The organism is Tenacibaculum sp. MAR_2010_89 (assembly GCF_900105985.1).
GTDB lineage: Bacteria > Bacteroidota > Bacteroidia > Flavobacteriales > Flavobacteriaceae > Polaribacter > Polaribacter halocynthiae.
This window is the reverse complement of the sequence record NZ_FNUB01000005.1, coordinates 538,069-558,798: the sequence shown is the minus strand read 5'-3', so window position 1 is coordinate 558,798 and position 20,730 is coordinate 538,069. Positions and strand designations below refer to the sequence as shown.

Below are 20,730 nucleotides of genomic sequence, written 5' to 3'. Positions count from 1 at the left end.
TTGAACTTTGAGTTATGCCTTTTTAAATAATTACATAAATAACTTAAAGATGAATACAGTTATACTATTATTAAATTTTATGAGTGTTTTTATGTTATTAAACACTTCTAAGGAAGCAATTTTGCATAATAATTTATTAGAGAAGTTGATAAAAAACAATGCCTTAAAAGTTAAAATTATTGGCCTTATAGTAGTCCTACTTTCTTTTACTACTTCTGCAGTAACATATGGAATAACTACTGGTATATTAATAAACTTAACTCTTTTATTATTAACTCTAAGCATACTCATACTTTTTAACCCTATTAAGGAAGCAAATTATAAATTTCTCATTCTTCTTTTTATAATAAGTTTAACTATAGAGTTTTTAACATCATAAACATGCCTGCAAACACTAAATATTTAACAAAATCACCTTCACAACAATTCGCTAAAGTATCAGCAGGAGTTTTAGGTGGTTATATAATCAGTGCATTATTGCATATGGTTTTAGCACTATGGTTACCATATTCAAAAGAAATAATGGTTACTTCAATCTTTAGTACGTTTATAGTATGGTGCGCTTGCTTAATTATTCCGTTTCTATTTAAAAATGGATGGAAAGCTTGGGCTTTATACTTAATCATTTCCTTGCTATTATACATAGCATATTATTTTGGTAACCAAAACAATCCCTTTTTATAATGAGCAATCGAAACTACAATGTTTTTTTTAACACGCACACTATTAGTGGAATTGTAATTAGTGTTGCTTTATATATAATATTCTTTGCAGGTGCTTTTGCTTTATTTAAAGAAGAGATTCAACTCTGGGAAGAAGGAAAATCGATTAGTCATACTGAACGAAAAAATATAAATTACGATGATATTTTATCTTCGTTAGATAAAAATCACGAATTAACAGGAAGAGATTTACACATTAATTTTGGAGAAAAAAGCGATCATATTTTTGTTAATATGACTGCAAGTAAAGACACATTAGCTTCTACTAAAGGAAAGGTTCCTAATTATTTTTATGTAGATATTAAATCAAAAGAAACCAAATCTTATATTGAACAATATAGCCTTGGAGAATTTCTATATCGTCTTCACTTTTTTCAACAGTTTCCTGTTATAGGTATTTATTTAGCCGGTTTTGTTTCCTTATTTTTTTTATTTGCTATTGTAACTGGTGTCATTGTACATTGGAAAAAAATTATTCCTAAATTTTATTCTTTTAATCCTAAAGCAATTTTAAAAAAGGTTTGGACTGATGCTCATACAGCACTTGGAGTTATAGGTTTACCCTTTCAATTTATTTTCGCTGTTACTGGAACCTATTTTGGGTTAAGCATTTTAGTATTACTTCCTGCTAATTTTTTATACAATGGTAATCAAGATAAGTTATTAGAAGACTTACGTCCTGAACGTAAAAACTATGAATGGGTTTCAACATCAAATGAAGAGATACCTAGTTTTAATTCTTTTGTTCAAAAAACAGCTGATCATTGGGAAGATTTTCACCTTACGCAAGCGTTTATAAAAAATTATGGTGGTGTAAATATGAAATATACCATTATTGGTGAATTAAAGGAGAGTAATCGTTTTGTTGGAATAGGAAGGTTAATTTTTGACCCTTATACTGATAAAATAGAAATAGAGAAAAATCCAAATAATTTAAATTATAATGAAGATACTCAACGTGTATTAACACGTTTACATTTTGGTGATTATGGAGGGTCATTTATCAAAATCATCTATTTCATTCTTTCATTAATCACTTGCTTTGTCATTATTACTGGCGTTTTAATATGGATTGAGGCTCGTAACAAAAAAAGTATGACTATACGTCAACGTTTATATACTGCAAAAGTTGGACATATTTACCTTTCCATTTGTTTATCTATGTTACCCGTTACTGCGTTAGCTTTTTTATTTGTAAAACTCACCAACGGATATTATACTGACAAACAAACTAGTATCTACTATTTTTACTTTATTACTTGGCTAATATTTATTGCTTTTTACAGATTTAAAAGAGACAATTACTACACCAACAAAACATCTTTATTGCTTGGTACTATTCTTGGATTTTTAATCCCAATTAGTAACGGTGTTATAACTGGGAATTGGGTTTGGAAAACATACATCAATCATCAATTTGAAATTTTATGTATTGATTTATTATGGACTTTCATTGCACTCTTTTCATTGCTGTTTTACTTTAAAATAAAACCAACTATTAAAACTAAAAGTGCCTTTTCTAAAGCACCTATAGATTATAAAAACTTAAAAGCTTTAAAAGAGGAAGAAGCTTTAAAAAACAATACAACTCCTCAAAATAAAACTACTATTAACACTAATACACAAATACCAATGAAAACAAAAATTTCACTTTTATGGATATTCATCGCTATCGGATTTATTTTTCATCATATATACGGTTTAGCAACAGTATTTTTTAACGAGTCTGTCTTTATTGAAGGATCAACAGGAGAAACACCATTCTGGGCCCACCAATGGCGTATTTTAATGGAAGGACTAGCACTTACATTTGGGTTATTAACTATTGAAGTTTCTAAAAAGTGGTATATCTTAACATCATTTGTCTGGGCTATTATTTTAGGCTTATTTAATGTTTATCACATTATTACTGCTGTTATATATGAAGCCTCAAATATATCTGAGATTTTAATTTTATTATTATTAGTCATAGCAAATGTGTTTTTGATTAAGAACATAAACGAATGGAGAAAAGAAACTATTAACTAAAAATACAATGGAAAAGAAGCTCAGAAAAGAAGATTTAAAAGAAATAGAAAACCAATTGAGTTGCCCTAATGGTTCAAAAGGTATAGAAATTGCAAACTCTATGAATGTTAATAACATTAGCATGACCAAAACTTCTATTGAACTTCTAAATATTGCTAACAATGATATTGTTTTAGAAATTGGCCACGGTAACTGTGGCCATCTGAAATACCTTCTAAACAAAGCATTGAATATTCATTATATAGGTTTAGAAATTTCTAAAACAATGAATCAAGAAGCTATACTTAATTCAAATAATATGGATAGCGCTATAAATGCATCTTTTCAACTATATAACGGGGAAAAACTTCCTTTTGAAAACAATTCAATAGATAAAGTTTTTACAGTAAATACAATTTATTTCTGGAAAAAACCAATAGCTTTTTTACAAGAGATTTCAAGAGTTTTAAAAAAAGAAGGTGTTTGCATTTTAACTTATGCTAAAAAAGAATTTATGAAAACACTTCCTTTTGTAAATTCAAAATTTAAACTATATACAACTGAAGATATAAGATTATTGTTGAAAAACACTCCCTTTAAGATAACTAACACAATACATAAAACAGAAAACATAAAAAGTAAAACTGGTGATTATGTAAATAGAGAATATACATTAACCATATTAAAACAATGAACATGAATAATAAAATAGGAATAATTTACGGATCAGACACTGGTATGACAGAAGAAATTACTCATAACATTGTAGATGAATGGAATGTTAGTGATGTTGAAGTTATAGAAGTTTCAAATGCAAGCTTGTCAGATTTTGAAAGATTTGATTTTTTAATTTTGGGGCTTTCAACATGGTATGATGGGGATTTACAAAGCGACTGGGAAAGTTATTTTGATGAATTTAAAACTATTGATTTTTCAAACAAAACAGTTGCCATTTTTGGTTTGGGTGATCAATATGGTTATGGAGAGTATTTTATAGATGGTGTTGGTATGCTAGCCAAAGTTGTTATTGCAAATGGTGGAGGAATAATAGGAAAATGGTCTACAAAAGGCTATGACTTTACCGAATCAAAGGCCGAAATTATAGGGGAAGATTTATTTTATGGCTTAGCTATAGATGAAGACAATGAGCCAGAACTAACTCAAAATCGTATTAATAACTGGTTAGCCATTTTACAAGAAGAATATAATAATGTTACTGTTGAATTAGCTCTCGGGGGCTAATTCAACTTCTAAGCTAACTACTTTTAGTTTTATCTATTATCACTTCAACAGATATTTCATAAAAACCAACAGGCAAACAATTAAATCAATAGTTTATTTATATTTTAACTTTTCTATTAAGGTTTTCTTTAAAAATTATATTTTCGCCTAAATTTTTAATTTACTTAACATAATTATTTAAAACCATGAAAAAGTTATTTTTTATTTTCTTTTTATTCAGTATCTCTATTTTTTCTCAATCTAAAAAAGAAATATCTAGAAGCTGGACTTCTTTTACACAATCTATTGATATAACATCTGATTCTGAAATAAAATTCAAGTTAATTGGAAGTATTAAAGTTGAACCTGCTGACAAAATTGCTTGGGCAGGCTTATGGGCAAGAGTAGATACAAAAAACTCTGAACGAGGTTTTTTTGATAACATGCAAGATAGAGGTGTAAAAGATAACAATTGGAAAGAATACACCATTGAGGGTACTTTGAACAAAAACTCTAAAAGTTTAAATTTTGGGGGATTATGTATTAATAATGGTAAGTTTTATTTTGACAATATAAGATTGTTCATAGAAGATGAAAATGGAGAATTTAAAAAAGTTAGCATTCTAAATAGTGATTTCGAAAAAAAAGTAGCTAATCAAGAAATAAAAAGCTGGAGAGAATCTACTAATAAGAAAAAAATTAGACGAATAAAAGAATTTAAATTATCATCTAGTTCAGATGCAGTTTCTGGTAAAAGATCATTATTAATCATTGGTTCAGGTATTAAAGTTCCTGAATACGAGTATGGTAAAATAGGTAAAAAGGATGCTGAAAATCCTCAAATTGACAATATGATTTCTATGCTAGAAGATTTAAAAGCTAGAGTTCATCGAATAGTAAAAAACCTACCTCTTGAACATGTTGATCACTTACACGATCCTAAAGCAAATCGTATTGGTGCATTGGTAATGCATTTAGCTGCAGCCGAAGTTTATTATCAGAAATACACGTTTGGCAAATCTGTTTTTGAAGAAAAAGAACCTGAATTATGGAAAGCTGGAATGGATTTAGATGAAAAAGGTAGAGAAATACTTAAGGGCAAACCAATAAGTTATTACTTGGAAATATTTGATGCAGTTAGAAAAAAAACTATTGAAGAATTACGAAAAAGAGATGATAAATGGTTTAAAGAAGTAAACCCTGGAAAAACATTATCTAATCAATGGTCTTGGTTTCACATTATGGAACACCAATCTAGTCATTTAGGTCAAATTTTATTTTTGAGAAAAAGATTACCTCCAATCAAAAAAGAAGTAAAGATCAAAGAACAAGTTAAAAATTAAATTTAACCAACAATAACACAGTTGAATTAGCTCTCAGGAGCTAATTCAACTTCTAAACCATCCATTTCAGGAGTCATTTGTATTTGACACCCTAAACGACTGTTATCTTCTACATCAAAAGCTTCAGCTAACATTGCATCTTCATCATCAGTCATTTCAGGTAATTCATGATCAGATTTCACATAACACTGACATGATGCACACATTGCCATACCTCCACAAATACCTATTGTACCTTCAGGAGCTAATTCATAAGAACGAACAACTTCCATTAAATTCATAGCCATATCAGTAGGTGCAATAACCTCATGAGTAACCCCTTCCCTATCAGTAATTTTTATTTTTATATCCTGAGTATCCATTATTAATTATATATATAATTGTAATCCAAAAAGCTTAAATAAAGGAGTTGTAGCAACTAATATTATTAAAACATATATGATTGCTTTAACCCAAATTGAAGTACTCTCTCCTATTAAATAATTGCTTTCTATAGTTCTTTCTTGTAAAAGAATATCTTTTGAATCGTAAATTAAAGCACTTACATTTAACTTGATTGTTTGGCAGCTTGATATTTTACCATAATACCAAATCAATAAACTAACAACAACGCATGACCCTAAGAAAAAAGCAAATAAATCATAACCTGACAAACCCGTTTTATAACTTAATCCCAAACAATTAATTACTCCTAATAAATCAGCATTTAAATTCATAGTTTACTTTTTTAACAATTCACTTTCTTTTTTCTCAAAGTCTTTGCTCTTTTATCTTCTCCGTCATGGCTCCAACCTGGTGAGTTAAAAATATAATTTAGCTTATCTTTCAACTTACTAGCTCTCTTAACATCCTTCCAAATTGCTCCATATTCATGAGTTGCTACTTTAATAGGGTTGAATGTTTCAATATTTACTGTTAATCCATATACAGGTTTATCAATATTGGTTAATTCTTTAGAAAATGTGCCAAAAATTCGATCCCAAATAATTAAAATTCCTGCATGATTACAATCCAAATAACGAATATTTGAGGCATGATGAACTCTATGATGTGATGGCGTATTAAAAATAAACTCAATTGGTTTAGGCAACTTATTTACTAACTCTGTATGTACAAAAAACTGATAAATTAAACTTACTCCCATCATAATAAACATCATTAATGGATCAAAACCTAAAAGAGGTATCCATAACCAAAAGAAAAACTTATGAACACGTTCACCAACTCCTTGACGCAATGCTGTTCCCAAATTCATATGGATTGATGAATGATGCGGTACATGGCCAGCCCAAAATAAACGAACTTCGTGATTTAAACGATGAAACCAATAATACGCAAAATCATCTGCAAATAATAAAATAACCCATGCCCACCATTGACGTTGAACGATATCTTTCAAAGGACTTATTTCATGTAAATAGAAAAAAGCTACGAAAGCAAGAATCTTAGGAATAAATTCAATTATTGCAGAAAAAACCATCATTAATAACGAAACGCCAGTGTCTTTACCATGATATTTTTCTTTTGCAAATTGATATTCAACCAACATTGAAATAAAAAATACTGGTAATGCAAAATATAAAAGCTTATCGCTTGCTAATTGTTCTATGTAATCAGTTAATGTCAATTATTTTTTTCTTAATATAAATTCAACTTTCTTTCTTAAGATACTTTTTTAATGTGTTGTTTAAACAAGTTATTTATAAAAAGTATTCAATACCTAATAACTCATGCAAAGGAGTAATAATAACTATAAAAACAAAAGCAATTACAAATAAATCAACCCAAATAGAATTTTTATCTTTTGTAAAGTAATTATTCTTTCCTTGTAAAAGAATGTCTTTAGATTTATAGATTGGAATATCTAATTCAAAAACGGTAGCCTTTTCCTTTCTTTTTATAGGTTTTTCTATATATTTAAGATAAGAAATTAAAATAAATAAAGAACTTATAACAAAAACATCAAAACTTGTAATCAAGTTTTCAAAAGGATTAATTATTAAGAAATTTAAAGCAATCATATTTTTAATTTAATTATTATCTAAAGTAAAACTTAAACTCTAATTGAGTTACTCAATTTTTTTAACTACAGCTTTAGGAGCCTCTTTTCTGGTTCCATCAAAACCATCAACACCACCTACAGTAGTATATTTCATTACATATTTTTTATCTGGGAAAATTCTTTTATAAGCGCTTTGACACATCAATGTTGCTTCATGAAACCCGCATAAAATTAACTTTAATTTACCAGGATATGTATTAACATCACCAATTGCGTATATACCAGGAATATTAGTTTGATAATCTAATGCATTGTTTACTTTTATGGCATTTTTTTCAATTTCTAACCCCCAATCAGCAATAGGACCTAATTTTGGAGATAAACCAAACAATGGAATGAAATGATCCGTAGGTAAAGTAAATGCTTCTTTATCTTTTTGTTCAACTATAACACCTTCTACCGTATCAGTACCAACGATTCCTTTTACTTCAGCTGGTGTTATTAACATTAACTTTCCAGCATCTTTTAACTCTTGTACTTTGTCAACAGAATCTAATGCTCCACGGAATTCATTTCTTCTATGAATTAAAGTTACAGATTTAGCTATATCAGTTAAGAATATTGACCAATCTAAAGCAGAATCGCCACCTCCAGCAATTACTACGTTTTTATCACGATACAACTCAGGCTCCTTAATAATGTATTCAACTCCCTTATCTTCAAAATCAACTATATTTGGAATAGGTGGTTTACGTGGTTCAAAACTTCCTAACCCACCTGCAATAGCAACTATTGGTGCTTGATGTTTAGTTCCTTTATTTGTAGTAACAATAAAGCTTCCATCATCTTGTTTTTCAATAGTATCTGCTCTTTCTCCTAAAGTAAACCCTGGCTCAAATTGTTTAATTTGCTCCATTAATTTATCTGTTAGATCACCTGCTAATATTTCTGGGTAAGCTGGAATATCATAAATTGGCTTTTTAGGATATATCTCTGAGCATTGACCACCTGGTTGTGCTAAAGCATCAATTAAGTGACATCTAAGTTTTAGTAGCCCTGCTTCAAAAACCGTAAATAATCCTGTTGGTCCTGCACCTATAATTAATATGTCTGTTTGTATCATTTCTTTTACAAAAATATTCTTTTTTTATACTGAGATTCCTGTCTTAAAATATAAAGACAGGAATATTTTTTAAATAATTAAATGTTCAAATTTACAGTGTAAACTTAAATTAAAAACTGATTTATATCAGCCTATGCTACATTAATCACCTCTTTAATTTCTGGTGCATATTTTTTAATAGTAGCTTCAACTCCATTTTTCAAGGTCATTTGATTTACTGAACATCCACTACAAGCACCTTCTAATTGAACTTTAACTGTATTTTCTTCAATAGATAACAACTTAATATTTCCTCCATCACTTACTAAAAAAGGACGAATTTCTTCTAAAGCTTTCTCTACGTTATTTCTTGTTTCTGTTGCTGCCATAACTACTTATTTTGTACTACAACCACTCATTGTTGTTATTCTAACAACTTCTGTTGGTGGTAAATTTGCATTTCTTTTTAATAATTGTGAAACCATTTCTTTTGTAGCGTTTGTAAACGCTTCTGCTAATGGTGTATTTTCTTGTAACGCTACGGGATGACCCACATCACCTGCTTCACGAATACTTTGCACTAAAGGTATCTCTCCTAAAAAGCTTGTATCTATATCTTCTGCTAAATTTTTAGCTCCTCCTTGACCAAAAATATAATATTTATTATCAGGTAATTCCGCTGGTGTAAAATACGCCATGTTTTCAACAATTCCTAATACTGGTACATTGATGCTTTCTTGTTTAAACATTGCTACTCCTTTTTTAGCATCAGCTAAAGCAATGTTTTGTGGAGTACTAACTACAACTGCTCCATTAATTGGCACAGCTTGAACTATTGATAAATGTACGTCTCCTGTTCCTGGAGGTAAATCAATTAATAAGAAATCTAGCTCTCCCCAATCTGCATCAAAGATTAATTGATTTAATGCTTTTGAAGCCATTGGGCCTCTCCAAATAACTGCTTGATTAGGGTCTGTAAAAAAACCTAAAGACAATAACTTTACTCCATAATTCTCAACTGGCTTCATTTTTGAACGCCCTTTAACATTTACAGCTAATGGTTTTTCTTGAGCTACATCAAACATTAAATGTTGTGAAGGCCCATACACATCGGCATCTAAAACACCAACTTTAAATCCCATTTTTGCTAATGAAACTGCCATGTTAGAAGTTATTGTAGACTTCCCTACACCTCCTTTACCAGAAGCTATAGCTATTATATTTTGGATGTTTGGAATTTCTTTTCCTCTTATTTGATTTGGGTTTTCTTTAGGCGCTACCTCAACTTTAACGTTTACCTTAACGTCTATCTTTTGATCTACATGCTCATGAATTGCTTTCATGATTTCAACTTCAATTTTCTTCTTTGCTTGTAAAGATGGATTATTGATTGTAACATCTACTATTACCTCTTCACCAAAAGTTACAACATTCGTTACATTTTCGTTTTCTACTAAACTTTTACCTTCTCCTGGAGCAGTTATTGTTTCTAACGCTTTGTATATATCTTGTTTTTTAAAACTCATTTTGTCATTAACTTTATACAACTAGCTTTAAACAGGTTGTTTATATCTATTTTATCTCAGCTACAAAGATACGTTTTAGCCCTTAGAAAATAAAGCCTTTAAATTAGGAATATTTATAAGGCAATAAGTAGTATTTATATAGCTTATCATCTTATTTTAACTCAATTCTTCTAAAGGATTCCAAAACACATTTTTAAAATTTTGAATTTGGTTATCAACAACTTCAATCCCTTCGCTTTCTAACAATTGCTGCATTAAATTTGTTCCATCAAAATGATGTTTTCCAGTAAGAAGTCCTTTTCTATTCACTACTCTATGTGCTGGAACTTCTTCTTTTTGATTACTTGAGTTATTCATAGCCCACCCAACCATTCTTGCAGATTTGGCCGCTCCTAAGTAGGTAGCAATTGCACCATAACTTGTTACTTTACCATAAGGAATTAAACGTGCTACATCATACACTCTTTCAAAAAAATTATCTGATTTGCTCATGCTTTAAAAATACGATATTAAAAAAGAGTACAAAGCAACTAAGCTCATTACAATTCCAATAAAAACATTAAAATATTTTGTTACCCTTAACAAATTGTTTTCAAACTTATTAACCAAAAAAACATAACTTGATAGTACCAAAAACACTCCTAATACAGAGCCTAATCCAAAAAAAATAGTTGAACTTGTCGTTTTCATTAGCCAACCATACATTAAAAAAAATTTGTACTCTACAATAAAAAAAGGAATGGCAAACATATTTATTAAAGACAGTACCATTCCTAAAGAAAAGCTATTTTCAATATATACTCTATTTTCTGATGTTTTTTTGGTAAGTCCTTTTTTAATAAAAACTATTGAAAGTATAAAAAAAACTATTGCAGCAATCTTTTTAAGATAAGCAATTAGTTCAGGGTATTTATTCAAAAAAGACATTAATGAAATTGAAACAAATAATTGAAGAACTACAATTAATAAAACTCCTAAAATAAACTTATGAGCTTCATTTTTACTTTTCTCTAACCTTATCTTGCTTGCTGTAATATTTAACATGCTCGGAGACATGTAACCAATGTAAGATGTTACAAAACCAAGAACCAAGTTAGACAAAATCATTTTTTAGGTGTTTTTAATATTTCACCCTAAATTTGACGTATGTTATTGGTTTTCCTTTCTCCAAATATTGTTTTTCGTAAAAAGTTTGAGTACCCGTTACTTCCTCTGGCGAGTAATAATCTTTATATACATCATGATTAGCATGCAATATTTCATGCCCTTCACCATGCAATAAACCTAATGTATAACCATGCATAAATTCACTATCAGTTTTTAAATTAATAGTTCCTTCAGGCTTTAATATATGGTTATACTTCTTTAAAAATTCAGAATTTGTTAAACGATGTTTTGTTCGTTTATATTTTATTTGTGGGTCTGGAAAAGTTATCCATATTTCATCAACTTCATTTTCTGCAAAAATAAAATTAATTAATTCTATTTGTGTTCTAATAAAAGCAACATTTTTCATGTTGTTTTCAATAGCAGTTTTTGCACCTCTCCAAAATCGAGCTCCTTTAATATCAATTCCAATAAAATTTTTATCTGGATTTTTTTCAGCTAGTGCTATTGTGTATTCACCCTTACCACATCCTAATTCTAAAACGATAGGATTTTCATTCTCAAAAAAGCTTTTCCACTTCCCTTTGTGCTGAAAGTTGTCTATTACTTCTTCTCTTGTAGGTTGAATAACGTTAGGAAACGTATCATTTTCTTTGAAACGTTTTAATTTGTTTTTACTTCCCAATGTATGTAGAAATTAAGCTTTGTCTTCTATTCCTTCATTTTTGAAACGTAAAGATTCTTTCATCCAATACGCTAATAAAACTATAAGAACTAACAAAAACACCCAGTTTATAAGGTTAGAAGTCCACCAACCAGCATCTGATTTTGCCACTTCTAAGCGTAACCACTTAAATGGTGTTAATATGAATTCAAAAAAATCTCCTATTAATCTAAAAATATTTAAACCTAACATAACTTGATTATCTTTACGTTTGCAAAAATATAAAAAGAATCGATGTTAGCCAATTTTTTCAGCAAATCTAAGCCTGTAAATTTTATAGTGCTTTTTCTACTGTTTTTGAGTTACTATTTTGTAACCTTATTTTCGAAAAATATTACGCTTTTTTCTATTGGTAAAGAACTTTTTTTATTTATCGTGCTTTTTTCTATTTACATTTTTATAATCACTAAAAATGAAGTAACATACGATAATTCTTATGCCTTTCTTTTTTATACTATTTTAATAGGTTTTTTCATCAAAAATATTGCAGTAGGTTCTGTTTTTTATGCCAACTTAACCATTTTACTTTTTCTTAGAAAAGTATACAGCTTACAATCTTCTAAAAACATTTTTCATAAACTTTTTGACGGAGGGCTATGGTTAGGTATTTCTTTTATAATTGAGCCATTTACAATCTTTTTTGCTTTATTACTTTATGCATCAACATACTTACATCAACGCTTTACTTATCAAACATTATTAATTCCTGTTTTAGGATTTATCTCTCCTGTTATTTTATATTTCACCTATTGTTTTTGGTATAATGCTTTAGAAAACTTTTTTCTACTTTTTTCTTGGAAGGCTCCTTCTGACTTTAGCTTATATTTAGAAAACGATTATTTATTTCCTATTGTTTTTATTGGTTTTTTTACATTATTCGCCATATTATTAAAAACTCCAAAAGCTTTGGCTATTCTTAATCGTTTTAGAAAAAATTGGATCTTAGTTTTATTTCATCTTATTGTTTCTGGAGCTGTATTTGTTTTAATACCAAACAAATCAGGTATTGAATTTTTATTTTTATTATTTCCTACATCAGTTATTTTAGCTAATGGACTAGAAATATTTCAAAAAAAATGGTTTGCTGATGTTTTCATTATAGTATTTGTAATTGCTTCAATTACTGTGTTTTTTCTATAACTTTACATTTTAACTCCAAATGCTAAATCGCCAGCATCACCTAAACCAGGTACTATGTAGCCTTTTTCATTTAAATTTTCATCAATAGCTGCTATCCATAAATCTGTATTATCAGGAAAATACTTTTTTATATAATCAACTCCATCAGATGACCCAATAACTGATACAATATGTATTTTTTTAGGACTTCCATATTTTTTAATAGCTTCATGAACTGCTACTAAAGATTTACCAGTTGCCAGCATTGGATCAATTAACAATAATGTTTTATCGTTTATAGATGGCGAAGCAAAATACTCTACCACAATTTCAAATGCTTCATCATTATTTGGATGATGCCTATAAGCAGAAATAAAAGCATTTTCTGCATCATCAAAATAATTTAACAAGCCGTTATGAAGAGGTAATCCTGCTCTTAAAATTGAACACAATACCACATCATTTACCGGAATCTCTTTTTTCTTTTCACCAAGCGGTGTTGTTGTTGTTGTTGAAGAAAAGTCTAATTTTTTACTTAACTCATATCCTAATATTTCTCCTATTCTTTCAATATTTCTTCTAAAACGCATTGCATCTTTTTGAACTGAAACATCTCTTATTTCTGATAAGAACTTGTTTAAAATAGAATTTTCTTGAGATATGTGGTGTATTTTCATAAAAAACAGATTTAACGCTAAAGTACAAAAAAGAAAGCTTTACTATTAACTAGTAAAGCTTTTAAAACATATCGTATTTTCTTTTAAAATCTATACCCTACTCTAAAGCCTAAGTCTACTCCAGTTCCTCCTTCATTGAAATCAAAATCATAAACATATCCTACTCCAACAGAAAATTCATATTCAAAATTTTTAGCAAAACTTCTCCTTAATCCCCATTTTGGAATCACTGTAATATGATTATGTACATAACTATTGTAATTTGAAATTGTAAATAAATTAGGGTTATAACTTGTTTTTAAACTAAAATAGTTACCGTTATTATTTGCTGTTTTTTTATTAAGTTTTGTTCTTCTATTTAAATTATAATAATATCTAGGTTCTACAGAAATTGTAGGAAATAAAATATAACCTGTTTTTGGATAAGAAGTTCCTCCCCAAATGCCCATATTTAATCCTAACTCTGTTCTTAAACTTATAGTATTTGATAGTCTCGCTTCATTGTAGCCCCAAATTCCAAATAAACCTGCTTGAACGCCAAATATTGACTTTTCTACAGAAACTTCTTTCTCTTGAGCAAAAGATGAGACACTTAACACAATAGCAATTAAAAATAATAATTTGTTTTTCATAATAGTAGTAATTTGTAGTTTTAAACAGCCTGTGATTAAACAATAACTATACCATAAAAAATTAAAAAACATATTTATTGAGTTCTATTTTTCTCATCTTCATTACCAAAATCTCTCTTATTTTCTTTTACTTTTCTATTTCCAAAATCATACGATAATCCCAGTTGAATACTCCTTGAACTTGGATTATTAAAATATGTTTGTTTTATCCCATTTACAATAGATTCATAATTGTTTAAACTAGCAGTATTTAAAATATCATTTGCAAAAATTGACATTTTTATATTACTCTTCTTAAAGTTATGTTGTAAACCAAAAGACAAGTTATACATACTGCCAACACTATATAAACCAGTGCTAACTTTTGAATTATACCAAGAGTTAACTTGTAATTTTGTGTTTTCGGATAGTAAAAATGTATTATTTGATGAAACACGTACTCCAAATCCATTTTTAGGTTGTGAACCGACTTCTTTAGTAAAAGTAGTTTTATATCCTATAAAAGTTATATCATTTTGACTTTCCCACCAAGATATTTTATTATATGAAAAACTTTCTGTGAAACCATAATTATATTGATTATAATAATTCTGCCTTGTTACTATTTGAGTTTGGTTAACTTCATTTGAAGTAAAAACAGTACCTCTTCCTTCATTTGTGCTATTAAAAAAAACACTAGAAATTAAATTTCTCTTATATGAATGTGTTAACTCAAAACTATCTGTAAAAGAAGGTTTTAAAAAAGGATTCCCTTCGCTATAACTATTATCACTAACATATACTCTAAATGGATTCAAATTACCAAAAGAAGGTCTACTTATTCTTTTACCATAAGAAAAATTAAAGTTATTAAAGTCATCCTTTGAATATGAAATGTAAAGAGTAGGAAATAATTTAGTGTAGTTATTATTATTTATCTGATTAATTGTCAAGTTCATTCCTTCCGTTATTGTATTTTCTATTCTTAAACCAAATTGTAACTCTAACTTATCATTTAATTTAGTGTTTCCTGATATGTAACCTGCATAGTTATTCTCATTATATTTAAATTCATTAGAAATATTTTTATCTAACACAAGAACTCCAGTAATAGTATTAAAAAACAAAGCATTACTAGTAGAACTAACAAAACTAGCTTTTACTCCGAATGACAAGTTCACTTTGTTTAAAGGGTATTCTACATCTATTTTTGAACTAACATTTTTAATTTCTTGAGTTGATAAATTTAATCCTGCTGAATTTATCCCTATAAATGAATTATTCCCATCAAAAGTTTCTGTAATAAAATCACGTTTTTTATCAGAGACATATTCAAAATAATCAACATCAAAAGATATATTTTTCTTAGAGTTCTCAAACTTTTTTATTCCATGAAAATTAAAACTGTTATTTGTATTATTAATATCAAAATCACCTTTATTTACCAATCTCTTTTCTAATTGATTATTTGAATTATAAATACTCGATGTGGTAGTTGGTAAGTAATCAGGCTGGCCAAAACTACCTAAATACTGTACTCCCAAAGTAAATGTTTTTGACACTTCATAATCAACTAAAAAACGCCCAGAAACATTATCCTTTTTTGACTTATTATCAACTTCCATGTTCCAGAAATTTGATGGATATGCAATTTGCAAATTTTCAAAATTTAGAAAACTTCCTTTGGTAACATTTATACTAGCCGTCAATGAAATCTTATTTTTATTTAAAAAGAAGCTATTTCTAAGACTGGCATAATTATACTTATTCTGATTATACGTTAAACTAGTAGTGTTTTTCCAAGAGTTTTGTACTCCTTTTTTTAAGATAATATTAATTAAGCCTCCATTTCCTGCCGCTTCATACTTTGCTGGCGGATTAGTAATAACTTCAATACTCTTTATCTCATTAGCTCCTAACCCACTTAAAAAATCAATTAACTCTTCTCCTCTCAAAGGTGAAATTCGTCCATTTATCATTATTCTAGAAGCACCTTTTCCTATAATTTCTATAGCTCCATTTTGAACCTGTACTCTTGGCGAAACTTTTAAAATGTCAACCCCATTTCCTGTAGAGGCTACAATACTTTTTTCTACATTAAAAACTAACCTATCTACTTTTCTTTGAATTACTCTTTTTTTTGTTTTTACAACAACCTCATCTAATGTTTCAGCGTCTTCATTTAAGGTAATTTTTCCTAAGTTTAAATTTTTAGAAACAATCAATTCCTTACTCCAACTTTTATAGCCTAAAAAAGAAATCAGAATTGTATAAGTTCCTTCTTTTACTTTAACACTAAACTTTCCATTATTATCAGTTGTAGCTCCAACTATTATTTTATTTGTACTATTTTTTATAATAACATCAGCAAATGCAATATTTTCTGTAGTATCTTTTACAGTACCTACAATTGTTTGAGAAAATGTACTTATTGATACAAATACTAAAAAAGTTAAAATTAAGCGTCTCATTTTATTTTGTTTTTATTTCGATGAGACAAAAGTGCACAAGTGTATAAACCTATACGACCGAAAACACAAAGTCGAACTGATTTACACTAAAAAAATCAGTTCGACTATTTTTTAAAAACGTTCGACTTTACGTTAAACCTTTAATTTACAGAAGATTTCCTGTATTGAGTTGGTGTTAATCCTGTATGTTTTTTAAATGCGGTATTAAAAGATGATTTTGAATTAAAACCAACTTCATATAAAATTTCAAGCACAGTTTGTTTGCTTTTCGAAGTATCTTTTAAAATATGTTTTGCTTTTTCTATACGATATTCATTTACAAAATCGAAAAAGTGTTGTTTTAAATCTTGGTTTATTAATACCGATAATTCTCGCATAGGTATTTTTAATTGCTCGGCAAGATTTCTAATAGTTAGTGAAGGATTTAAATAAGGTTTTTCTTCATTCATATAATCTTTCAATAGCTTAATTTGTTGATTATTTTTAGCTTCTCCACCTACATTACCTTTCATTTCTTTTGATGTATTTAAGTTTACATCAACTCCTCTAAATAATTTAGGCGAATTTAACGCCTTAAACACTAACCAGAATATAAAAAACACTCCAAAAAGTAGGGTCACTATTCTAAGTACATCGGTAGTTTCTGAAGAATAAAATCCCCTAGAAACGTTTTTAATAACTGTGATAATTTGTCCAATGGTTAATAAAACTAATAATTGCTTAAGCCAATTGTAATTTTTAAAAGCATTTTTATCTGTATAATTTTCTAATAATAATTTTCGATATCTAATCACATAATATATTTCAGAAAACAGATAAGCTAGAGAAACTAAATATCCAAAAACATTTAAAAATTTTCCTTCCGGTTTTTCATCATAACTATTAAAAAAATCTAGCTTAGTAGCATTATCTGCTAAAAAAAAGTTTGGCATTAAAACTATTATACCTAATAACCAAGGAACAGCATAAATTAAATGTATTTTTTTTAACTTGAAATTTGAATAAATAATTGATAAAATATATAGAAAAAGTAATGGGTCTTTAAAACTCGAAATCTTTATTCGTAACATTTCTATTGCTAATGGCAGCTCTATAAAGTTTGAATAAAAAAACGCACTGATATCAATTGCTGTAACTACTAAAAAAGCAGCCAAAAGATAATTACTTGTTTTTTTTTCGGTTTTAACTGTAAATAAGAAAACAGAAAAAAACAGAAAAAGTAATACTATAATAACACCTAAAACACTTATAATTGATGAATTATCCATGATTCAATTTACTTTTCTATATTTTAAAAACATTCAATTCAAATATAGCTCTTATTCTTTTTTATAAAATCAACTTCTTATAAATTCTAATAAAGTTTCAAGCAATTCTTTCTTATTCTCAATATGACTCATATGCCCATTAGCTAGTACCTTCAAATCTGTATTAGTTCTTATCGCTTCTCTTTTTATAGATTCGTAATTTAAAACAGGATCTTCTTTACCTGCAATAATTATTCTTTTTTGTATTTGTTCTAAAACTTCTTCACTATTTTTTCGTAATCGCATACCTTCATTAGAGGCCATATAACCTCTTACAGGAGTTTTTAGAGCCTCATTTAGCACTTTTTCTATTTCATTAGAAAAAAGTTCTTTTGATGCAGAAGCAAATAAGTTGTTTATTGCCATTTTAACCATCATATTAAAATTCTGCTGTACTATTTTACTTGCTTTTTTTCGTATTTCTTTACGTTCTTCATCATCTTCTTGCGCAGTAGAATTCATTAAGCAAACCCCTTTAACGTTTTTAGGATATTTATTAGCAAATGCAAGCGAAACATACCCACCCATTGAGTGACCAATAAAAATAGCTTTACGGATTTTTAATTGTTTCAAGACTGCTTTTACCACCTCTGCCATATCTTCCATAGTATGTACATAGCCTAAACAATCTGACTTCCCATGCCCTAATAAGTCAACAGAGACAACACGGTTTCTTTTAGAAAGTTCTTCAGTAATTCCATTCCACATGGTTGAATTCTCTAAAAACCCATGTAATAAAACTACTGTACTACCTTTTCCTTTATCTGTATAAAAAATATTTACTCCCTTATATACTACAATCATTTTTAACTTATCTTCGGCAAAGATAGCCTCATTGAGCCAATAGGCAGAAATAATTAGTACTCAAAATGAATAAAACAAAAGAAATACTCGTTACTGGTTTCGCACTATTTTCACTGTTTTTTGGAGCAGGAAACTTATTACTACCTCCTCTTTTAGGTTACAATGCTGGTGATAATTGGTTTTGGGTAACGCTTGGTTTTATGATTACTGCTGTTGTAATTCCTATTCTTGGAATTTTAGCACATGCTAAGCTACAAGGTACTTTATATGACCTTGGAAAAAAAGTATCTCCTACTTTTAGCTTACTATACTGTGTAATTATTTATATTATTTCAATAGCTATTCCATCACCCAGAACAGCCTCTGCAACTCATGAAATTGCTATTCATCCTTTTTTTGGAACAAGCCCTTTGATAACTAGCTGTTGTTATTTTGCCTTAGTATTAATCTTTGTTTTAAATAGGTCAAAAGTTTTAAACCTAGTTGGTAAATACTTAACTCCTTTTATTGTACTTATTTTAGTGCTAGTTATTGGTATTGGATTGTTTTCTAGTGATATGATCATGAATCCTAGTATGTTCAAAACCCCTGTTGTTAGCGGTTTACTAGAAGGATATCAAACTTTTGATGCCATTGGAGCCGTAGTAGTTGGTGGTGTTGTTATAATTTCTTTAAATTTAAAAGGGTATAGCTCTTATACAGATAAAAAAGAATTAATTAAAAAAGCTGGATTCATTGCAGGAACTGGGCTTTTTATAATATATGCTGGTTTAATTTCGGTTGGTGCTTTTTATGGCTCTGAAATATTGGTTGACGGTACTCTAAGTAGCGATATGCAAAGAGCTAATTTATTGCGAGGAATTAGCATAGCAACACTAGGTAATATTGGCGCTGTATTTTTAAGTGTTTTAGTTGCTTTAGCATGCTTTACTACTGCAGTTGCAATAATTACTGGTACTGCTGATTACTTTAAAGGATTGTTTAAAAACTCACAAAAAGCATATGTGATTACTGCAGTAATTAGCTGTTTATTTGGTGTTTTAGTTGGACAATTAGATTTTCATTCTATTATTGTAATAGCTCTTCCTGTACTAATGTTTATTTATCCAATTACAATTATATTAATTTTATTAAATATAGCTCCTAAAAAACTAACCACTCCTGTTGTTTTTAAAATTGTTGTTTTAATTACTTTTATTTTTAGCATTCCTGATTTTCTTCAGTTTATTATTGATAAAAAACAATTGGTAAGTGTAACTAACTTAATTCCTTTTTCAAAACATCATTTAGGATGGGTTATCCCAGCTATTTTAAGTTTTATTGTAGTCAATCTTATAAAAAACATCAAAAGAAATTAACTAAAAACATGATCTTTTGTAAACAAAAAAAAGTCCACATTCGTGGACTTTTTTTGTTTATTTTCTGATGATTTTCTTAGAATCTGTATCCAACATTAATACCAACTCTTGGCACTACTGAATAGGAATCAGAAGAAAACATGTTTCTCCCTAAACCAGCATACGCACCTACTACCAAACCTCCATTAGACACATATTTAGACCCTACTGCAACCCCTAAAGCTCCATCAGTATATTTTTTATATCCAATTGTTTTTCCTCCAGCTTCAATAGCTGTTTCTCCAGAGTTTATTCCTAAAAATATTTCTCCAAAATGATTCCAGTTACGATTCGTAGTAAAATAATGACGAAAGTATGGCGTAAACATTTCATTTTCATTATATCTAAAATCTGAACTCTTCTTTTCAAAATTAAACAACGCTGATATACCAACTGATGACTGTTCACTTAAATAGTATTCATACGACACTTCTAAAGTTTTCATTACTAAAGCATCTGCTATATCTACCTTTATTTCTTGCTGTGCATTTGCAAATGAGCTGATAAAAATTACAGCTGCTAAAATTACTTTCTTCATGTATAAATTTTTATTAATTAATATAATGTTGTTACTATGCAATTATAATACC

25 protein-coding genes are annotated in these 20,730 nt (G+C 28.6%); 8 read left to right on the top strand and 17 right to left on the bottom strand.

The features are described 5' to 3' along the window. Window positions 1-49 precede the first annotated feature (49 nt). The 6 genes from BLV71_RS06115 (at window position 50) to BLV71_RS06090 (ending at window position 5,293) form a co-directional block, all read left to right on the top strand. Window positions 50-379, top strand: coding sequence for a hypothetical protein (locus tag BLV71_RS06115; protein ID WP_093869694.1), 330 nt, complete (start codon window positions 50-52; stop codon window positions 377-379). Between the two features lie 2 nt (window positions 380-381). Beyond that, window positions 382-684 carry a hypothetical protein gene (locus tag BLV71_RS06110; protein ID WP_093869693.1) on the top strand — a complete coding sequence of 101 codons (303 nt, stop codon included), beginning with the start codon at window positions 382-384 and terminating at the stop codon, window positions 682-684. Next, window positions 684-2,750 carry a PepSY-associated TM helix domain-containing protein gene (locus tag BLV71_RS06105; protein WP_093869692.1) on the top strand — a complete coding sequence of 689 codons (2,067 nt, stop codon included), beginning with the start codon at window positions 684-686 and terminating at the stop codon, window positions 2,748-2,750. Before BLV71_RS06110 ends, BLV71_RS06105 begins: the two co-directional genes overlap by 1 nt. A 7-nt stretch (window positions 2,751-2,757) precedes the next feature. Further along, window positions 2,758-3,423: a class I SAM-dependent methyltransferase gene (locus tag BLV71_RS06100; protein ID WP_093869691.1), complete on the top strand. Its 666-nt coding sequence runs from the start codon at window positions 2,758-2,760 to the stop codon at window positions 3,421-3,423. A gap of 2 nt (window positions 3,424-3,425) precedes the next feature. Beyond that, window positions 3,426-3,971 carry a flavodoxin gene (locus tag BLV71_RS06095; protein ID WP_093869690.1) on the top strand — a complete coding sequence of 182 codons (546 nt, stop codon included), beginning with the start codon at window positions 3,426-3,428 and terminating at the stop codon, window positions 3,969-3,971. A gap of 185 nt (window positions 3,972-4,156) precedes the next feature. Continuing rightward, window positions 4,157-5,293 carry a DinB family protein gene (locus BLV71_RS06090; RefSeq protein ID WP_093869689.1) on the top strand — a complete coding sequence of 379 codons (1,137 nt, stop codon included), beginning with the start codon at window positions 4,157-4,159 and terminating at the stop codon, window positions 5,291-5,293. Window positions 5,294-5,319: 26 nt separating this feature from the next. On the opposite strand, the gene BLV71_RS06085 is transcribed toward BLV71_RS06090, so the two are convergent. The 11 genes from BLV71_RS06085 to BLV71_RS06035 all read right to left on the bottom strand — a co-directional run bounded on the left by BLV71_RS06085 (window position 5,320) and on the right by BLV71_RS06035 (window position 11,946). Further along, window positions 5,320-5,655 (bottom strand): 2Fe-2S iron-sulfur cluster-binding family protein, encoded by a 336-nt coding sequence (locus BLV71_RS06085; RefSeq protein WP_093869688.1) that lies wholly within the window; start codon window positions 5,653-5,655, stop codon window positions 5,320-5,322. 6 nt (window positions 5,656-5,661) lie between these two features. After that, window positions 5,662-6,009, bottom strand: a complete 348-nt coding sequence (locus BLV71_RS06080) for a hypothetical protein (RefSeq protein WP_093869687.1) — start codon at window positions 6,007-6,009, stop codon at window positions 5,662-5,664. A gap of 11 nt (window positions 6,010-6,020) precedes the next feature. Next, on the bottom strand, window positions 6,021-6,920 hold the full coding sequence (locus tag BLV71_RS06075; RefSeq protein ID WP_233487119.1) for a sterol desaturase family protein: 900 nt from the start codon (window positions 6,918-6,920) through the stop codon (window positions 6,021-6,023). A gap of 73 nt (window positions 6,921-6,993) precedes the next feature. Then, the gene (locus tag BLV71_RS06070; RefSeq protein WP_093869686.1) at window positions 6,994-7,314 is read right to left on the bottom strand and encodes a hypothetical protein; all 321 of its coding nucleotides are present in this window, start codon (window positions 7,312-7,314) and stop codon (window positions 6,994-6,996) included. A gap of 48 nt (window positions 7,315-7,362) precedes the next feature. Beyond that, complete coding sequence (locus BLV71_RS06065; protein ID WP_093869685.1) at window positions 7,363-8,418, bottom strand: NAD(P)/FAD-dependent oxidoreductase; 1,056 nt, start codon at window positions 8,416-8,418, stop codon at window positions 7,363-7,365. A gap of 131 nt (window positions 8,419-8,549) precedes the next feature. Then, window positions 8,550-8,786, bottom strand: a complete 237-nt coding sequence (locus BLV71_RS06060; RefSeq protein WP_093869684.1) for a NifU family protein — start codon at window positions 8,784-8,786, stop codon at window positions 8,550-8,552. Window positions 8,787-8,792: 6 nt separating this feature from the next. Continuing rightward, window positions 8,793-9,923, bottom strand: a complete 1,131-nt coding sequence (locus BLV71_RS06055) for an Mrp/NBP35 family ATP-binding protein (protein ID WP_093869683.1) — start codon at window positions 9,921-9,923, stop codon at window positions 8,793-8,795. A 156-nt stretch (window positions 9,924-10,079) separates the two neighbouring features. Continuing rightward, window positions 10,080-10,415, bottom strand: coding sequence for an MGMT family protein (locus BLV71_RS06050; RefSeq protein ID WP_093869682.1), 336 nt, complete (start codon window positions 10,413-10,415; stop codon window positions 10,080-10,082). A 3-nt stretch (window positions 10,416-10,418) separates the two neighbouring features. Further along, window positions 10,419-11,030 carry a LysE family transporter gene (locus tag BLV71_RS06045; protein ID WP_093869681.1) on the bottom strand — a complete coding sequence of 204 codons (612 nt, stop codon included), beginning with the start codon at window positions 11,028-11,030 and terminating at the stop codon, window positions 10,419-10,421. Between the two features lie 13 nt (window positions 11,031-11,043). After that, a complete protein-coding gene (trmB, locus tag BLV71_RS06040) occupies window positions 11,044-11,715 on the bottom strand; it encodes a tRNA (guanosine(46)-N7)-methyltransferase TrmB (protein WP_093869680.1) in 672 nt (223 codons plus the stop codon). Window positions 11,716-11,727: 12 nt separating this feature from the next. Then, window positions 11,728-11,946, bottom strand: coding sequence for a DUF6341 family protein (locus BLV71_RS06035; protein ID WP_093869679.1), 219 nt, complete (start codon window positions 11,944-11,946; stop codon window positions 11,728-11,730). A 42-nt stretch (window positions 11,947-11,988) separates the two neighbouring features. Here BLV71_RS06035 and BLV71_RS06030 point away from each other — a divergent pair, with 42 nt between their 5' ends. Then, window positions 11,989-12,894, top strand: coding sequence for a DUF6427 family protein (locus BLV71_RS06030; RefSeq protein WP_093869678.1), 906 nt, complete (start codon window positions 11,989-11,991; stop codon window positions 12,892-12,894). Window positions 12,895-12,896: 2 nt separating this feature from the next. Here the strand turns inward: BLV71_RS06030 and upp are convergent, their stop codons facing one another. The 5 genes from upp to BLV71_RS06005 all read right to left on the bottom strand — a co-directional run bounded on the left by upp (window position 12,897) and on the right by BLV71_RS06005 (window position 18,743). After that, a complete protein-coding gene (gene upp, locus BLV71_RS06025; RefSeq protein ID WP_093869677.1) occupies window positions 12,897-13,550 on the bottom strand; it encodes a uracil phosphoribosyltransferase in 654 nt (217 codons plus the stop codon). Window positions 13,551-13,633: 83 nt separating this feature from the next. Then, window positions 13,634-14,182 carry a hypothetical protein gene (locus BLV71_RS06020; RefSeq protein ID WP_093871973.1) on the bottom strand — a complete coding sequence of 183 codons (549 nt, stop codon included), beginning with the start codon at window positions 14,180-14,182 and terminating at the stop codon, window positions 13,634-13,636. 74 nt (window positions 14,183-14,256) lie between these two features. Continuing rightward, entirely contained in the window at window positions 14,257-16,632 is a 2,376-nt protein-coding gene (locus BLV71_RS06015) for a TonB-dependent receptor domain-containing protein (RefSeq protein WP_093869676.1), read from the bottom strand. Window positions 16,633-16,772: 140 nt separating this feature from the next. Continuing rightward, window positions 16,773-17,900 (bottom strand): helix-turn-helix domain-containing protein, encoded by a 1,128-nt coding sequence (locus tag BLV71_RS06010; protein ID WP_093869675.1) that lies wholly within the window; start codon window positions 17,898-17,900, stop codon window positions 16,773-16,775. A 69-nt stretch (window positions 17,901-17,969) separates the two neighbouring features. Further along, window positions 17,970-18,743 (bottom strand): alpha/beta fold hydrolase, encoded by a 774-nt coding sequence (locus BLV71_RS06005; protein ID WP_093869674.1) that lies wholly within the window; start codon window positions 18,741-18,743, stop codon window positions 17,970-17,972. 65 nt (window positions 18,744-18,808) lie between these two features. Here BLV71_RS06005 and brnQ point away from each other — a divergent pair, with 65 nt between their 5' ends. Next, window positions 18,809-20,101, top strand: a complete 1,293-nt coding sequence (gene brnQ / locus BLV71_RS06000) for a branched-chain amino acid transport system II carrier protein (protein ID WP_093869673.1) — start codon at window positions 18,809-18,811, stop codon at window positions 20,099-20,101. 76 nt (window positions 20,102-20,177) lie between these two features. On the opposite strand, the gene BLV71_RS05995 is transcribed toward brnQ, so the two are convergent. Continuing rightward, a complete protein-coding gene (locus BLV71_RS05995; protein WP_093869672.1) occupies window positions 20,178-20,678 on the bottom strand; it encodes a DUF3575 domain-containing protein in 501 nt (166 codons plus the stop codon). Window positions 20,679-20,730: the final 52 nt, after the last annotated feature.

Coding starts and splice junctions, on each gene's coding strand:
- BLV71_RS06095 (WP_093869690.1), top strand. CDS start 3,426: ATGAATAATAAAATAGGAATAATTTACGGATCAGACACTGGTATGACA.
- upp (WP_093869677.1), bottom strand. CDS start 13,550: ATGAAAATACACCACATATCTCAAGAAAATTCTATTTTAAACAAGTTC.
- BLV71_RS06030 (WP_093869678.1), top strand. CDS start 11,989: ATGTTAGCCAATTTTTTCAGCAAATCTAAGCCTGTAAATTTTATAGTG.
- BLV71_RS06115 (WP_093869694.1), top strand. CDS start 50: ATGAATACAGTTATACTATTATTAAATTTTATGAGTGTTTTTATGTTA.
- BLV71_RS06035 (WP_093869679.1), bottom strand. CDS start 11,946: ATGTTAGGTTTAAATATTTTTAGATTAATAGGAGATTTTTTTGAATTC.
- BLV71_RS06085 (WP_093869688.1), bottom strand. CDS start 5,655: ATGGATACTCAGGATATAAAAATAAAAATTACTGATAGGGAAGGGGTT.
- BLV71_RS06060 (WP_093869684.1), bottom strand. CDS start 8,786: ATGGCAGCAACAGAAACAAGAAATAACGTAGAGAAAGCTTTAGAAGAA.
- BLV71_RS06015 (WP_093869676.1), bottom strand. CDS start 16,632: ATGAGACGCTTAATTTTAACTTTTTTAGTATTTGTATCAATAAGTACA.
- BLV71_RS06050 (WP_093869682.1), bottom strand. CDS start 10,415: ATGAGCAAATCAGATAATTTTTTTGAAAGAGTGTATGATGTAGCACGT.
- BLV71_RS05995 (WP_093869672.1), bottom strand. CDS start 20,678: ATGAAGAAAGTAATTTTAGCAGCTGTAATTTTTATCAGCTCATTTGCA.
- BLV71_RS06005 (WP_093869674.1), bottom strand. CDS start 18,743: ATGATTGTAGTATATAAGGGAGTAAATATTTTTTATACAGATAAAGGA.
- BLV71_RS06080 (WP_093869687.1), bottom strand. CDS start 6,009: ATGAATTTAAATGCTGATTTATTAGGAGTAATTAATTGTTTGGGATTA.
- BLV71_RS06090 (WP_093869689.1), top strand. CDS start 4,157: ATGAAAAAGTTATTTTTTATTTTCTTTTTATTCAGTATCTCTATTTTT.
- brnQ (WP_093869673.1), top strand. CDS start 18,809: ATGAATAAAACAAAAGAAATACTCGTTACTGGTTTCGCACTATTTTCA.
- BLV71_RS06070 (WP_093869686.1), bottom strand. CDS start 7,314: ATGATTGCTTTAAATTTCTTAATAATTAATCCTTTTGAAAACTTGATT.
- BLV71_RS06055 (WP_093869683.1), bottom strand. CDS start 9,923: ATGAGTTTTAAAAAACAAGATATATACAAAGCGTTAGAAACAATAACT.
- BLV71_RS06105 (WP_093869692.1), top strand. CDS start 684: ATGAGCAATCGAAACTACAATGTTTTTTTTAACACGCACACTATTAGT.
- BLV71_RS06100 (WP_093869691.1), top strand. CDS start 2,758: ATGGAAAAGAAGCTCAGAAAAGAAGATTTAAAAGAAATAGAAAACCAA.
- BLV71_RS06020 (WP_093871973.1), bottom strand. CDS start 14,182: ATGAAAAACAAATTATTATTTTTAATTGCTATTGTGTTAAGTGTCTCA.
- BLV71_RS06065 (WP_093869685.1), bottom strand. CDS start 8,418: ATGATACAAACAGACATATTAATTATAGGTGCAGGACCAACAGGATTA.
- BLV71_RS06045 (WP_093869681.1), bottom strand. CDS start 11,030: ATGATTTTGTCTAACTTGGTTCTTGGTTTTGTAACATCTTACATTGGT.
- BLV71_RS06110 (WP_093869693.1), top strand. CDS start 382: ATGCCTGCAAACACTAAATATTTAACAAAATCACCTTCACAACAATTC.
- BLV71_RS06010 (WP_093869675.1), bottom strand. CDS start 17,900: ATGGATAATTCATCAATTATAAGTGTTTTAGGTGTTATTATAGTATTA.